The organism is Labrys okinawensis, assembly GCF_047345005.1.
GTDB lineage: Bacteria > Pseudomonadota > Alphaproteobacteria > Rhizobiales > Labraceae > Labrys > Labrys okinawensis.
In genome coordinates, this window is record NZ_CP178864.1 from 6,459,792 (window position 1) to 6,472,672 (window position 12,881).

A 12,881-nucleotide genomic window follows, 5' to 3' on the forward strand; every position below is an offset into this window, starting at 1 on the left:
GTCCGCGCTCCCAGTCACTTCACCGCCCCCAACGCCAGCCCACGCATCAGATAGCGCTGCAGCCACATGAACATGACGGCGATGGGGATTGTGGCGACAAAGGCGGCCGCCATCACGTAGTTCCACTCCACCGTATAGCGCCCCGCCACCTGGTTCACGACCTGGATCGGAAGTGTGTAGACGTCCTGCTTGCGCAGCATCGAGAGGGCGAGCGGATATTCGTTCCAGGCGAAGATGAAGGTGAAGATCGCCGTCACCACGATGGCGGGTACGGCAAGTGGCAGGAACACTTTCACCAGCGTCTTGAAGGGGCTGGCGCCCTCGATCCAGGCCGCCTCCTCGAGGTCGCGGGGGATGGTGGAGAAATAGCTCTGCAGCATCCACACCGCGAAGGCGAGGTTGAAGCCGATATAGACGAAGACGAGGCCGGTTAGGCTATCGATGAACTGGAAATTCGTGGTCCACCCCAGATAGGTGCTGGTCAGATAATTGAGAAAGCCTCCCGCTTCGATCAAGAGGCGGAACAGGCCAATCACCAGGACGATCGGCGAGAGCATCTGCGAGATCAGCAGAAACTGCCGGAAGGCTCCGCGCGCGGCGAAACGGTAGCGGCTGAGCGCATAGGCGGCAGGGATCGAGATGACGATGACGAGTAGAGTGGTGCCCAGCGACACAAACAGGGAGTTCAGCAGCGCCGGGCCGAAGCCGGTCTCGTTCCACATGTCGACGAAATTGCGCCAGGTCGGCTCGCTCGGCCACCAGGTTGGCGACAGCATCTCGCTCGAAGGCTTGAGCGCCGTGACGAACATCACGACGAACGGAAACAGCGCCATCACCACGACGGGCGAGAGCAGGATCCAGTAGAGGATGGAACGCTTGAGCTTGCTCATGACGTCTTCTCCTCGCGCATGGCTAGGCGCACATAGATGATGGTGAAGACCAGAAGCAGGATGAACATGATGATCGACACCGCCGAGGCCTCGCCCAAGCGCCCGATGCGGAAGGCAAGCTTGTAGAGATAGGTCACCAGAATGTCGGTCGAATTGGCGGGGCCGCCTTGCGTCGTCACCCAGATGATCGGGAAGGAGTTGAACACGTTGATTGTGTTCATCACGAAGGCGATGTTGATGAAGGGCCGCAGCAAAGGCAGCGTGATGTAGCGGAATTGCTGCCAGTGGCTCGCGCCCTCCACCGAGGCGGCGTCATAGAGATCGTCGGGTACCGAGGAGAGGCCGCCGAGAAAGATCGTCACCGTGAACGGGATGGACACGAGGATGCCGATCAGGATCTGCATCGGAAAGGCGGTCGAGGCCTGCGCCAGCCATTCGATATTGGTGTTCATCACGCCGAGCCCCTTGAGGCCCGAATTGAGCAGGCCGCTCTCCCCGTTCAGCGCCCAGCGCCAGACGATGGCCATCATGGCGAGCGATACTGCCCAGGGCAGCATGACGATGACGCGCGCCAGGCTCCGGCCGTGGAAATCGTCGTTGAGGATCAGCGCTATGGGGACCGAAACGACCAGCGTGCCGATCACCACGCCCGCCGTCCACGCCAGGGTGCGCCAGAGTGCGGCGACGAAGTCGGGATCGTTGAACAGCGCCTGGAAATTGGCGAGGCCCGAGAAATCGCGGAGCATGCCGAAGCGGTTGACATCATGCACCGAGATCGTGCCGATCTGATAGAGCGGCCACAGGATGATGAAGGCCGCCATCAGGAAGCTTGGCAGGATGAGTAAGTAGGGTGTCGCCCGCCCCATCAGGGTCTCCGGGTGGTGGGTGAACTTGGGTAGAAGCGCGACCTAGCCTCCCCCACGAAGCTGGGGGAGGTGGGCCGACGAAGTCGGCTCGGACGGGGTATGGACCGCTAGCTGCTCACGGCAAAAAAGAACTCTGATTCATGAGAAGCCTGAGTCTGGTCGCACGAAGGCGAGCCCGCCAGGCCACACCCCATCCGACCCGACTTCGTCGGGCCACCTTCCCCAGCTTCGTGGGGAAGGCTCTGCGTCGCACCTTCTACGAAAAAGGCCTTTCTCCCCGAACCGGTGAGACAGGCCCTTCGTCAAGCTCTCACTTCTTGCTCAGGATGTCGTTCGCCTGCGCAGCCGTGGCCTTCAGCGTGGGCTCGATGTCGTCGGCCTTGCCCAGATAGATCTTCTGGATCGCATTCGAGGTGACCTGCGCGATTTCCTCCCAGCCCGGGATCACCGGGGCGAAGTGGGCGCCGGGCAGCAGCGAGGCGAAGACCTTCAGGTCCGGATCATTGGCGAACATCGGATCCTGCGCCTCCTTGGCGTTCACCGGCAGGAACCCCTCGACCTTGTCGAAGGCGGTACGCTGCTCGGTGGTGAACAGGAAGTCGAGGAACTTGAAGGCCTCGTCCTTCACCTTCGAGTTCTGGAACAGCACGATGGAGTCGGTCACGCCATAGGTGAAGGGCTTGCCATTGGGGCCGATCGGGATCGCGGCGACGCCATATTTCAAGTCCGGCGCCTCCTTCTTGATCTGGCCGGACAGGAAGGGCGCGGTGATCACAGTGGCGACCTTGCCCTGCTTGAACAGGTTCTGCACATCCTCGCGGGCATAGGAGGTCACACCGGGCTCGGTCAGCCCGCCATCGATAAAGCCCTTGTAGAGCTTGGCGGCGTCGATAGCCGCCTGACTGTCGACGCCCGACTTGCCATCCTTGACGATATCGCCGCCCATGCCCCACAGGCCGTAGTAGAAATAGACGTCGGTCTCGATTTCCTTGCCCTGCAGGCCGAAGGGCGCCACGTCCGGCGTGGCCGCCTTGATCTTGGCCGCGTCGGCCTTGAAGTCATCCCAGGTCTTCGGCGGCTCGGTGATGCCGGCCTTGGCGAAGACGTCCTTGTTGTAATACATCGCGCGGGCGGAAGCGGCGATCGGCAGGCCATAGGTCTTGCCGTTCAGCACCGAGGGGGAGAGGAAGGTGTCGATGAAGCGGCCCTTGATCTCGGGTGTCATGTAGCTGTCGAGCGGGGCGACGACATCCTGCGAGACATAGTCGAGCAGCCAGCGCGTGCCGATGATCGACAGGTCGGCATTGGTGCCGGCCGAGATGTCGGTGGTCAGCTTCTGCTGCAGGTTGTCCCAGGGAACGACCTCGATCTGTATGGTGGTGCCGGGGTTGGCGGCTTCGAATGCCTTGGCGGCGGCTTCGAAATAGGGGCCGGTGCCCTTGGAATATTCGGCGATGGTCACACGCACGGTGCCGGCTTGCGCCGCGGACGCATAAGCCAAGAGTGAGGCGCCTGCCATCAGCATCGCCATCCGTCCGATCGTCTTCATGAAACGTCCCCATCTTTCTGACTGCTGCGGTTCATACGGCGCCCCGCGCCTGTCGCCCGCATGACGGGCGCTAATCTTCCCCGTAATCGGCTGGCTGGCAAGAGGCTTTGGCGGACGGAGTGTAATCGGTTCCACAGAGGGATGGCTGTATCGATTTACCGCCCCAAAGCGCGGAGATCTTGTCTGCGCATGAAGCGAATCGCTTTCCGGAAAAGCCCGGCGGCGTGTGAAGAACGCCACCTCGAGCAGTCGCATCCTTGCCCAGGGACGAGCTTCATTCCCGGCGCCATCGTTTCCGCGAATGGACATCGCGACATGCACGCTCCCGGATTTCCTTCTCCTGCGAACCGTGCATAGATGCGCCGTCCTGCCTGCAGCGAGTCTCCCCATGTCCGATAGCCCGCCCCACCCTCTCGGCCTTGCCGGGCGCCATGTGCTGATCACAGGGGCAGGTGGCGGCATCGGCCGGGCGATGGTCGCGGCCTTTACGGGAGCGGGCGCCATTGTCTCCGGGGCGGATCAGGATACCGCCACGATGGCGGAGTTGCCGCTCGCCCATCGCCTTGCCTTCGACTTGACCGACGCCAAGGCCTGTGCCGACGCCTTCGCCGATCTTGCAGGGGTGGGCGCGGCACCCGAGGTGCTCGTCAACAATGCCGGCTTCACGCGCGCCGAAACCATCGGCCAGGTGGACGAGACGGTGTGGGAGCGCGAGATCGCCATCAACCTCACCGGCGCCTTCCACATCACCCGGCCCGTGGTCGAGGCGATGGCGAAGCGCGGCGGCGGCGCCGTGGTCTTCGTCGCCTCGGTGAACGCCCTCGGCCATTACGGCAATCCCGCCTATTCCGCCGCCAAGGCGGGACTTGTCTCCTATGCCAAGTCGATTGCCGTCGAGATGGGCGAGAAGGGCATCCGCGCCAATGTGGTCTGCCCCGGCTCGGTGCGCACGCCGGCCTGGGACCACCGCCTTGCCAAGGACCCGGCGATCTTCGAAGATGTGATTTCCCATTACCCGCTCGGGCGGATGGTGAGTCCGGAGGATGTGGCCAACGCCACCCTCTTCCTCGCTTCCCCGCTCGCCGCCGGCGTGACGGGAGCGGTCCTGCCGGTGGATGGCGGCCTCACGGCCGGCAATCTGCGCTTCGTGCGGGACATCATCGAAAGGAGAGCGTGAAATGGCGGGCCTGCAGGTCAAATCCTTGGAGAAGCGCTACGGCACCGCCAGCGTGCTGCATGGCATCGACCTCGACGTGAAGGATGGCGAGTTCGTCGTGCTGGTCGGCCCTTCCGGCTGCGGCAAGTCCACGCTGCTGCGCATGATCGCCGGCCTGGACGAGATCTCGGGCGGCGAATTGTGGATCGGCCCCAGGCTCGCCAACAAGCTCTCGCCCCAGCAGCGCAACATCTCCATGGTGTTCCAGTCCTACGCGCTGTTCCCGCACATGACCACCCGCGCCAATATCGGCTTCGGGCCGCGCATGCGCGGGGAGAGCGCCCAGTCGATCGAGCCGCGCGTGCAGAAGGCGGCGGGCGTGCTCAACCTGAACAGCTATCTCGACCGCTATCCGCGCCAGCTCTCCGGCGGCCAGCGCCAGCGCGTCGCCATGGGTCGCACCATCGTGCGCCAGCCCGAGCTCTTCCTGTTCGACGAGCCGCTCTCCAACCTCGACGCCAAGCTGCGCGTGCAGATGCGCACCGAGATCAAGGCCCTGCACCAGGACCTCAAGACCACCATCGTCTACGTTACCCACGACCAGATCGAGGCCATGACCATGGCCGACCGCATCGTGGTGATGAATGCCGGCCAGATCGAGCAGGTGGGTTCGCCCCTCGAACTCTATGACAGGCCCGGCAACCGCTTCGTGGCGAGCTTCCTCGGCTCGCCCTCGATGGGTTTCATCCCCGGCACGGTGGAAAAGGGCGACGGGCCGCCGAGGCTGCGCACCAAGGGCGGGCTCCTGCTGCCGATGGGCGAAAGCAGCGCCGCCTCGGGCCAGGCGGTGGAGATCGGCATCAGGCCGGAGCATTTCCTGCTCACGGACGCCCAGAACGGCTTCCCTTTCCTGGTCAGCGTGGTCGAGCCGACGGGTGCGGAGACGCATCTGTTCGGCAGCATCGACGGCACGGAGATCCGCGCCGTCTTCCGCGAACGCCTGTCGCCTGAGCCGGGCGAGACGGTCTACCTGACAGTCGTACCGGGCAATGTGCACGTGTTCGATCCGAAGACCGGGGTGAGGCTGTAGAAAGATTTTGCCAGAGCTGTCTAATTTGTCTATTTTAGACAAAATTGGATCGTCACCATGAAATCCTTCGCTTCCACTGAGCTCAAACAGCATCTTGGTGACATTCTCGCCGCCGCCGAACATGAGCCGATCGCCATCACGAGACATCGCAAGGCTCGCTATGTGCTGATGGACATCGAGACTTATGAGCGCCGCTTCGGGAATGATCCGCGACAAGCCTACGCTATCGAGGAGATGCCACCGGAACACCTAGGCTTGCTCGAAGAGGCTCTCGCCGATCTAAAGTGAGACCGAAATCATGACTGCCCCGAAGTCCGGCGATGTTTGGCGCTACGATTACCTTTGGCGCTGGCAATTCGAGGCAGGCGAGACAGAGGGCCGCAAAGATCGCCCTATCTCTCTCATCGCCGTCATGATGAATCGGGAAGGCAAGACCAATCTCTTCATTCTTCCAATCACCTCTTCGCCACCCCCGCCTGACCGGCTGGCCCTCAAGGTCCCGGAAATCGAGCGGCGCAGAGCTGGCCTCGACGATATGCCGCTCTGGGTCATTCTCGACGAATACAATCACGATCTCCTTGAGGGATCCTTCTATTTCGATCCGGGCGCACGCATCGGCCGGTTTAGCGAGGCTTTCCAACGAACGGCACTGAACGCCTTTCTCACGGCTGCCAAAAGCCGAAAAACCCGAAAGGTGCCCCGTACCGACTAAGCCGAACGCTGCCAAGCAGGTCTTGCCTTTCAGAAGTGTCTCCGTGAGGCGAGCTGTGCAGCCCACCTTCCCGAATCTTCCACATCCGCTACCGCAAAACTCCCCCGCTCCGCCCGCACCCGCGCCGTGATGTGCTCGGCCACCGCCTTCACGCGCCGCGTGTGATGCGTATCCGGGTGGGAGACCAGCCAGTAGCTGCGGGTGAAGCGGATGTCCGGCAAGAGGCGGCGTAGCTCCGGGAAGCGGCGGGCGGCGTAGTCGTGCATGATGCCGATGCCGTGGCCTGCGCGCACCGCCTCCATCTGCGCAACCACGCTGCCGCATTCGAAGCGCCGGCTCATCAGGCGGCCGAGCGTCTCGGCGTAGTCGAGCGCGCGGCTGTAGACGAGGTCGTCGACATGGGTGATGAACAGCCGGCCCTCCAGATCCGCCTCGCGGGTGATCGGCCCCGTATGCGCCAGGTAGCTCTCGGAGGCATAGACGCTGAGCGTGTAGTCGGTGAGCTTCTTCACAAGGAGCTTGCCCTGCGCCGGGCGCTCCAGCGTCACCACGATGTCAGCCTCGCGGCGCGAGAGTGAGAAGGTGCGCGGCAGCGGCACGAGCTGCACCACCAGCTCGGGGTGCAAGGCGGCGAGCGCTCCGAGCTCCTGCGACAGAAAGTAGTTGCCGAGTCCATCAGGCGCACCCACGCGCACGATGCCGCTGATCGTCGCCGCCGTGCCGGAGAGGTCGGCGCTCACACGCAGGAATTCGGATTCCGCCCTCTCCGCTGCCACCAGCAGCGCCTCGCCGGCAGCCGTGAGGGCGCAGCCCTGGTTCTGCCGGTCGATCAGCCGTGTGCCCATCGCCTCCTCCAGCGCGGTGAGCTGGCGGCCGACGGTGGCATGGTTGAGCTTCAGGCGGCGCGCTGCGCCGAGGATCTGGCCGCTGCGCGCGACTGCCAGGAAGATACGCACATGATCCCAGTTCATGGAACACGACTATAATTTTCGCACATCGGGAGTGCAAGACATCTCATTGATGTGCGCAGTGTGGGGCCGCATAAGAGAGGCAGTCATCCCGGACGCATTGCGGCACGCAGTGACGCGATGCAGATCCGGGATCGCGAGCAGAATGAGGCTCACTACCCCATAACGGTCCCGTGTCTGCGAGGCGACACTTCGTGCCGCGTCGCGGACGGGATGACATCCCCCAAGGAGGAAGCAGGCATGGCACGAGAGATCTCCCATTTCATCGGCGGGCGCATCGTCGCCGGCAAGAGCGGCCGCAGCGCACCGGTCTACAATCCCGCCACCGGCGAGAGCAGCGCGAACGTCGCCCTCGCCTCCACGGCGGAAGTGCGGAGCGCGGTGGAAGCCGCCAGGGCCGCCGCGCCGGGCTGGGCCGCCACCACGCCGCTGCGCCGCGCCCGCATCCTCAACCGCTTCCTCGCTTTGCTCGAGCAGCGCATCGACACCCTGGCCGAAGTGATCACCGCCGAGCACGGCAAGGTGTTCTCCGACGCCAAGGGCGAGATCCAGCGCGGCATGGAGGTGGTGGAGTTCGCCACCGCCGCCCCGCAGCTCCTCAAGGGCGAGGTGACGGAGAATGTCGGCACCCGCGTCGACAGCCATTCCCTGCGCCAGCCGCTCGGCGTGGTCGCCGGCATCACGCCCTTCAACTTCCCGGCCATGGTGCCGATGTGGATGTTCCCGGTGGCGCTCGCCTGCGGCAACTGCTTCATCCTCAAGCCCTCGGAGCGCGATCCCTCCGCCTCGCTGCTGCTGGCCGAATGGCTCAAGGAAGCGGGCCTGCCGGACGGTGTCTTCAGCGTGGTGCAGGGCGACAAGGAGGCCGTCGACGCCATCCTGACCGATCCCGACATCAGCGCCGTCAGCTTCGTGGGCTCCACCCCGATCGCCCGCTACATCTATGAAACCGCCACCCGGCACGGCAAGCGCTGCCAGGCACTGGGCGGGGCGAAGAACCACATGATCGTCATGCCCGACGCCGACATGGACCAGGCCGTCGACGCCCTGATGGGTGCGGCCTATGGCTCGGCCGGCGAACGCTGCATGGCGATCTCCGTGGCCGTGCCGATCGGCGACAAGACGGCGGATGCCCTGGTCGCCAAGCTCGAGCCCAAGATCCGCGCGCTCAAGATCGGCCCCGGCACCGATCCCGAGGCGGAGATGGGCCCGCTGGTCACCAAGCAGCATTACGACAAGGTGCGCGGCTATATCGACGCCGGCGAGGCGGAGGGCGCCAAGCTGGTGGTCGACGGCCGCAGCTTCAGGATGCAGGGCTATGAGGGCGGCTATTTCGTCGGCGGCACGCTGTTCGACAACGTCACCACCGACATGAAGATCTACAAGGAAGAGATCTTCGGCCCCGTGCTCGCCGTCGCCCGCGCTCCGGACTATGCCACCGCCGCCCGCATGATCAACGAGCATGAATTCGGCAACGGCACCGCCATCTTCACCCGCGATGGCGACGCGGCACGCGAATTCGCGCATCAGATCCAGGTCGGCATGGTGGGCATCAACGTGCCGATCCCGGTGCCGATGGCGTTCCACTCCTTCGGCGGCTGGAAGGCCTCGCTGTTCGGCGACCATCACATGCATGGTCCCGAGGGCGTGCGCTTCTACACCAAGCTCAAGACCATCACGAGCCGCTGGCCGACGGGCATTCGCGCCGGCGCCGACTTCGTGATGCCGACGATGAAGTAAGCCCGGCAGCGCGCTTTCTTCCCTGGGATCGCAGGCTTCCAGCCTGCCTCTTGAACCGGCAGGCCTGCCGGGTAGGCAGGGCAGGCTGGAAGCCTGCGGTCCCAGGAATTACGGGTTCGGCAGATATCCCACGAAGCCGATGATCTTCCACGCCCCTTCCACCCGCGTGCAAAGGTAGAGCGTCTGCCAGTTGATGACATCGGCGCTGCCATCCGCCTTGCGGATCGTCCCATCGAATTTCTTGTGCGCCACCACGCGCTCGCCGCTGATCTCGATCTCGGTGAGCGACGTCGCGCGATAGAGCGCCTCGCCCCGCGGCTCCGCATAGGCGGTCTCGGCCGAGAGCCTGGCCTGCGCGAGCCAGCGGTCGCGATAGTCCTCCAGGCGCGGGAAGACCATGCGCCATTCGTCGGGATTGGCCGATTTCATGCCGCTGAGGCCGAAGAAGCGGTCGGCGAGAAAATCGCCGGCGATCGCCTCCCAATCCGCCGCGAGGAACGCCTCGATATCGCGGCGGACCAGCATCTCCCACAAGTCGTGGCGCTCGGGATCGTGGGGAAAGGGGTTGGTGTCGGGGGATGGCATGGGAAACTGTACGCTTTGGTTGCAATTATGAGATGCCGCGCAGCCCCTCACCTCTATCCTCTCCCCGCAGGCGGGGCGAGGGGACTTCGAAGTTGCGTCTTAGTCGAAGAAGTCGAGTCTCGCCCAACCGGCTGGGCGAGAGATGGCGTCAAGGAATAGAGTTCGCCGGTGGCGCCCCCTCGCCCCGCTCGCGGGGAGAGGATAGAGGTGAGGGGCTGCGCCACATATCAGAAAGCGCCGCTGCGAACCAAGCCCCCTTCGCCCTACTTATACCTTCCGCCCCGCTGCAGCACCTCGATCTTGTAGCCGTCGGGGTCGGCGATGAAGAAGAACCGCGCCTCGCCTCCTCCCGGAAGGGACAGCAGCTTGAGGTCGCCCGGTGCGAGGCCCAGTGACTTCATCTGGCCGTGCGCAGCGGCAAGGTCGGAGACGGAGACGGCGAGGTGGCCATAGCCGTTGCCGAGATCATAGGGCTCGGCGCGGCCCTTGTTGACCGTCAGCTCCAGCTCGAAGCCATGCTCGTCGGCGAGATAGATCAGCACGAAGCTCTCGAACTCGTAGCGTCCGGCGATCTGGAAGCCGAAGGCGTTGCGGTAGAACTCGACCGAGCGAGTCTCGTCGAAAACGCGGATCATGCTGTGGATCATGGCCATGACGTCGGACCTGCCGTTCGAGCAAAAGGAGATCGCCAGGTTAGAGGCGCCGGCTTCGGGTCGGGTAGTAGCATTGCATTACACGCCGACTATTTCGCGCCCGCCTGCTTGACCTTGAGCTCGTTGCCGGCACGCGCGTCGAGGCCGAACATGTCGAGGACAGCGGCGAAGGCGAGCAGCCCGATGAAGGCGAAGGCGATCTGGAAGTCGATGAGCGGCAGCTTGCCCGGCGCTCCCGGGAACCAGAGTTCCGCGAGCCTGAGCGCCGCAGCGCCGACGCCGATGCCGATGCCGAACGACATCTGAAACGCCACGTTGAACAAGGTGTTGGCCCCGCTCATGCGCGCCTCCGGCACCTCGGCGAACGCGATGGTATTGAGGGCGGTGAACTGCATCGAGCGCGTAAGGCCGCCAGCGAAGAGCAGCGCCCAGATCACCGGCACCGGCGTCGCCGGCGTCAGCAGCGCGCAGCAGGAGATCAGGATGGCGTTGAGCAGCCCATTGCCGATCAGCACCTGGCGGAAGGAGAAACGCCGCAGCACCGCCGTGGTGAAGGGCTTCATGGTGATGTTGCCGGCGAAGATCCAGAGCACCAGCAGGCCCGCCTGGTAGGCATCGAGCCCGAAGGCGAGCTGGAACATCAGCGGCGTCAGGAAGGGCACGGCGCCGATGGCGATGCGAAACAGCGAGCCGCCCCAGATGGTGATGGCGAAGGAGCGGATGGCGAGCGCCGACAGATCGATCAGCGGGTGCGCGGCGCGCATCACATGACGCACCGCGAGGCCGGCGATGACGGCGCTTACCGCCAGCCAAAGCACCGCCAGCGGCATGGAGGCATTCTCGCGCGAGATCAGGTCGAGCCCGTAGATCAGGCCGAAGCAGGCGGCGCCGACCAGCACAAAGCCGAGCCAGTCGAAAGGCTTGGCGCCATCGGCCTGGCCCGGCGGAATCAGCTTCATGGTGAGCAGGAAGCCGACGAGGCCGAGCGGCACGTTGAGGAAGAAGATCCAGTGCCAGCTCGCATAGGTGGCGAGGAAGCCGCCGACCGGCGGCCCAAGCACCGGCGCGGCGAGACCCGGCCATGTGATCACCGCGATGGCGCGAATCAGATCGGCCTTCGCGGTGTTGCGCAGCACGATCAGCCGCCCCACCGGCACCATCAGCGCCCCGCCGACGCCCTGCAGGATGCGCGCCGCGGTGAAGAACCACAGATTGGTGCTGAGGCCGCACAGGATCGAGGCGGCGGTGAAGATCACGATGGCCCAGCCGAACACGGTGCGCGGCCCGTAGCGATCGGCCACCCAGCCGCTCGCCGGGATCAGCACCGCCAGAGTGAGCAGATAGGCGGAAATGCCGATATTGAGGTCGATCGGGGCCACGCCGAAGGACTCGGCCATCTGCGGCAGGGCGCTGACAACGACCGTGCCGTCCAGCATCTCCATGAAGAAGGCGCCGGCCACGAGATAGGCGAGGACATTGCTTCGCGTGGCGCTGCTCTGTGCCGGAGCGATGGTCATGGGGGTGGTTCCGAACTCGACAAGGCCGCACGAGACTCATGGGCCTCCGGCAATGGTCTGACCATAGAAAAAGAGCGAGGGCGTGGGAAGAGAAAGGTGGGAAGACATACTGGCCCGCCGATGCAGGTCCGACTGTCAGGTCCATTGGCCCTGACCTCGCGGCCTGAGACGCACCAAACGCGGAGTGTCGATCTCCAGATCGACATCTTTCCTGCCGGCCTCGATGGCCTCGGACGAGGCTGTGAGTAACAAATAGCCGAGCCACCGCGTTCTCACGCCCTTTCGGGCTGAGTCATGACAGTGGGCGCGGTCAAGGTGACGGCGGCTTTCCGCAGGAAAGCCGTGCCTTGCTGGTTCATGGCTCTGGCGGGCTTGTTGGGGAAAGCCGCCGTCACCTTATTCCGGCAGGTTGCCCCGCACCGATCCCGCACATGCCAACAACGCGCATGCCGGACCGGCCTCTTCCCGGCCCTTGCCGATTCGGGAAGGCACGCCCTGTCGCCCTGGAGATCACGTCGCTCTCCTGGCATCCGGGACATGCTGGATGGCGCAGGCCCCCAGGCCCTCCCGCAGCCATGCGGGACCGGGTGGGATCGTCCTGCGCCTCACCCACGAAGCGTCGAAACCAGGGGCCCGCGGCGACCTGCGTCCCGCAAGTGATCCGGCCCGGAGCGGCCGGCCTCTCTCCTGGTCCCGGGGACGCATCTGCGGCGCAAGGATCATGTCCCCAAGGATCATGCCCCACTGCGCCGTGAGCGGTCCATCCGCCTCTCATCAAGCCCCGCATCCGGCTCGGTGACGACCCACAGGCTTTCGCCTGAAGGCCGGCCGAAGCCGCCGGACGATGTCCCTCGCACGCGATCCAATCCCGCGAGGCTCCACTCTCACGGGCCGTCCGGACCACAGGCAGTGCGGCTGGCAAGGCCGCAGGACATCGGGGTGGGTGGAAGGGGCGCGGCCACCGGTCATGATCCGGATTTACGAGCCTCGCCCTCCTTCGCTCCGGGGACGAGTAGAGCAAAGCAGGAGTGGAATGTCGAGGTATGGTCCTATTTGTCCAACGTACTCCAACGGCACGCCGGGCGCGGCCGGCCAGAGCCGAAGTCGGGCGGGCCAGCCGGACAGTCAACGATGCGCCCTCGCCAAAGGCGTCGT

General features: G+C 64.7%; 12 protein-coding genes. 5 read left to right on the top strand and 7 right to left on the bottom strand.

Features of this window, described 5'->3' with window-relative positions; all coding sequences use genetic code 11:
• Positions 1 to 14: 14 nt before the first annotated feature.
• From ACMDCR_RS30025 to ACMDCR_RS30035, 3 genes are all read right to left on the bottom strand, one after another.
• A complete protein-coding gene (locus ACMDCR_RS30025; RefSeq protein ID WP_413990118.1) occupies positions 15 to 890 on the bottom strand; it encodes a carbohydrate ABC transporter permease in 876 nt (291 codons plus the stop codon).
• Positions 887 to 1,756, bottom strand: a complete 870-nt coding sequence (locus tag ACMDCR_RS30030; protein ID WP_413990119.1) for a carbohydrate ABC transporter permease — start codon at positions 1,754 to 1,756, stop codon at positions 887 to 889. The genes ACMDCR_RS30025 and ACMDCR_RS30030 overlap by 4 nt, the downstream gene beginning before the upstream one ends.
• Positions 1,757 to 2,066: 310 nt before the next feature.
• Complete coding sequence (locus ACMDCR_RS30035) at positions 2,067 to 3,305, bottom strand: ABC transporter substrate-binding protein (protein WP_413990120.1); 1,239 nt, start codon at positions 3,303 to 3,305, stop codon at positions 2,067 to 2,069.
• Between the two features lie 388 nt (positions 3,306 to 3,693).
• On the opposite strand from ACMDCR_RS30035, the gene ACMDCR_RS30040 reads away from it, so the two are divergent.
• From ACMDCR_RS30040 to ACMDCR_RS30055, 4 genes are read left to right on the top strand one after another with little or no spacing between them, the layout of a single operon-like run.
• A complete protein-coding gene (locus tag ACMDCR_RS30040; protein ID WP_413990121.1) occupies positions 3,694 to 4,482 on the top strand; it encodes an SDR family oxidoreductase in 789 nt (262 codons plus the stop codon).
• A 1-nt stretch (position 4,483) separates the two neighbouring features.
• On the top strand, positions 4,484 to 5,551 hold the full coding sequence (locus ACMDCR_RS30045; protein WP_413990122.1) for an ABC transporter ATP-binding protein: 1,068 nt from the start codon (positions 4,484 to 4,486) through the stop codon (positions 5,549 to 5,551).
• Positions 5,552 to 5,608: 57 nt separating this feature from the next.
• The gene (locus ACMDCR_RS30050; protein WP_413990123.1) at positions 5,609 to 5,839 is read left to right on the top strand and encodes a type II toxin-antitoxin system Phd/YefM family antitoxin; all 231 of its coding nucleotides are present in this window, start codon (positions 5,609 to 5,611) and stop codon (positions 5,837 to 5,839) included.
• Between the two features lie 10 nt (positions 5,840 to 5,849).
• Entirely contained in the window at positions 5,850 to 6,263 is a 414-nt protein-coding gene (locus ACMDCR_RS30055) for a hypothetical protein (RefSeq protein WP_413990124.1), read from the top strand.
• Between the two features lie 29 nt (positions 6,264 to 6,292).
• Here ACMDCR_RS30055 and ACMDCR_RS30060 read toward each other — a convergent pair whose 3' ends face one another.
• Positions 6,293 to 7,234 (bottom strand): LysR family transcriptional regulator, encoded by a 942-nt coding sequence (locus ACMDCR_RS30060; protein ID WP_413990125.1) that lies wholly within the window; start codon positions 7,232 to 7,234, stop codon positions 6,293 to 6,295.
• Positions 7,235 to 7,471: 237 nt separating this feature from the next.
• On the opposite strand from ACMDCR_RS30060, the gene ACMDCR_RS30065 reads away from it, so the two are divergent.
• Positions 7,472 to 8,971, top strand: a complete 1,500-nt coding sequence (locus ACMDCR_RS30065) for a CoA-acylating methylmalonate-semialdehyde dehydrogenase (protein ID WP_413990126.1) — start codon at positions 7,472 to 7,474, stop codon at positions 8,969 to 8,971.
• A gap of 108 nt (positions 8,972 to 9,079) precedes the next feature.
• Here the strand turns inward: ACMDCR_RS30065 and ACMDCR_RS30070 are convergent, their stop codons facing one another.
• The 3 genes from ACMDCR_RS30070 to ACMDCR_RS30080 all read right to left on the bottom strand — a co-directional run bounded on the left by ACMDCR_RS30070 (position 9,080) and on the right by ACMDCR_RS30080 (position 11,726).
• The gene (locus tag ACMDCR_RS30070; protein ID WP_413990127.1) at positions 9,080 to 9,556 is read right to left on the bottom strand and encodes a hypothetical protein; all 477 of its coding nucleotides are present in this window, start codon (positions 9,554 to 9,556) and stop codon (positions 9,080 to 9,082) included.
• A gap of 263 nt (positions 9,557 to 9,819) precedes the next feature.
• Entirely contained in the window at positions 9,820 to 10,209 is a 390-nt protein-coding gene (locus tag ACMDCR_RS30075) for a VOC family protein (RefSeq protein WP_413990128.1), read from the bottom strand.
• Between the two features lie 89 nt (positions 10,210 to 10,298).
• Complete coding sequence (locus ACMDCR_RS30080) at positions 10,299 to 11,726, bottom strand: MFS transporter (RefSeq protein WP_413990129.1); 1,428 nt, start codon at positions 11,724 to 11,726, stop codon at positions 10,299 to 10,301.
• Between the last annotated feature and the right edge of the window lie 1,155 nt (positions 11,727 to 12,881).

Bases quoted from the DNA above. Each gene is read 5' to 3' on its own strand.
- ACMDCR_RS30050 (WP_413990123.1), top strand. From the start codon at position 5,609: ATGAAATCCTTCGCTTCCACTGAGCTCAAACAGCATCTTGGTGACATT.
- ACMDCR_RS30055 (WP_413990124.1), top strand. From the start codon at position 5,850: ATGACTGCCCCGAAGTCCGGCGATGTTTGGCGCTACGATTACCTTTGG.
- ACMDCR_RS30075 (WP_413990128.1), bottom strand. From the start codon at position 10,209: ATGGCCATGATCCACAGCATGATCCGCGTTTTCGACGAGACTCGCTCG.
- ACMDCR_RS30045 (WP_413990122.1), top strand. From the start codon at position 4,484: ATGGCGGGCCTGCAGGTCAAATCCTTGGAGAAGCGCTACGGCACCGCC.
- ACMDCR_RS30025 (WP_413990118.1), bottom strand. From the start codon at position 890: ATGAGCAAGCTCAAGCGTTCCATCCTCTACTGGATCCTGCTCTCGCCC.
- ACMDCR_RS30060 (WP_413990125.1), bottom strand. From the start codon at position 7,234: ATGAACTGGGATCATGTGCGTATCTTCCTGGCAGTCGCGCGCAGCGGC.
- ACMDCR_RS30065 (WP_413990126.1), top strand. From the start codon at position 7,472: ATGGCACGAGAGATCTCCCATTTCATCGGCGGGCGCATCGTCGCCGGC.
- ACMDCR_RS30070 (WP_413990127.1), bottom strand. From the start codon at position 9,556: ATGCCATCCCCCGACACCAACCCCTTTCCCCACGATCCCGAGCGCCAC.
- ACMDCR_RS30035 (WP_413990120.1), bottom strand. From the start codon at position 3,305: ATGAAGACGATCGGACGGATGGCGATGCTGATGGCAGGCGCCTCACTC.
- ACMDCR_RS30040 (WP_413990121.1), top strand. From the start codon at position 3,694: ATGTCCGATAGCCCGCCCCACCCTCTCGGCCTTGCCGGGCGCCATGTG.
- ACMDCR_RS30080 (WP_413990129.1), bottom strand. From the start codon at position 11,726: ATGACCATCGCTCCGGCACAGAGCAGCGCCACGCGAAGCAATGTCCTC.
- ACMDCR_RS30030 (WP_413990119.1), bottom strand. From the start codon at position 1,756: ATGGGGCGGGCGACACCCTACTTACTCATCCTGCCAAGCTTCCTGATG.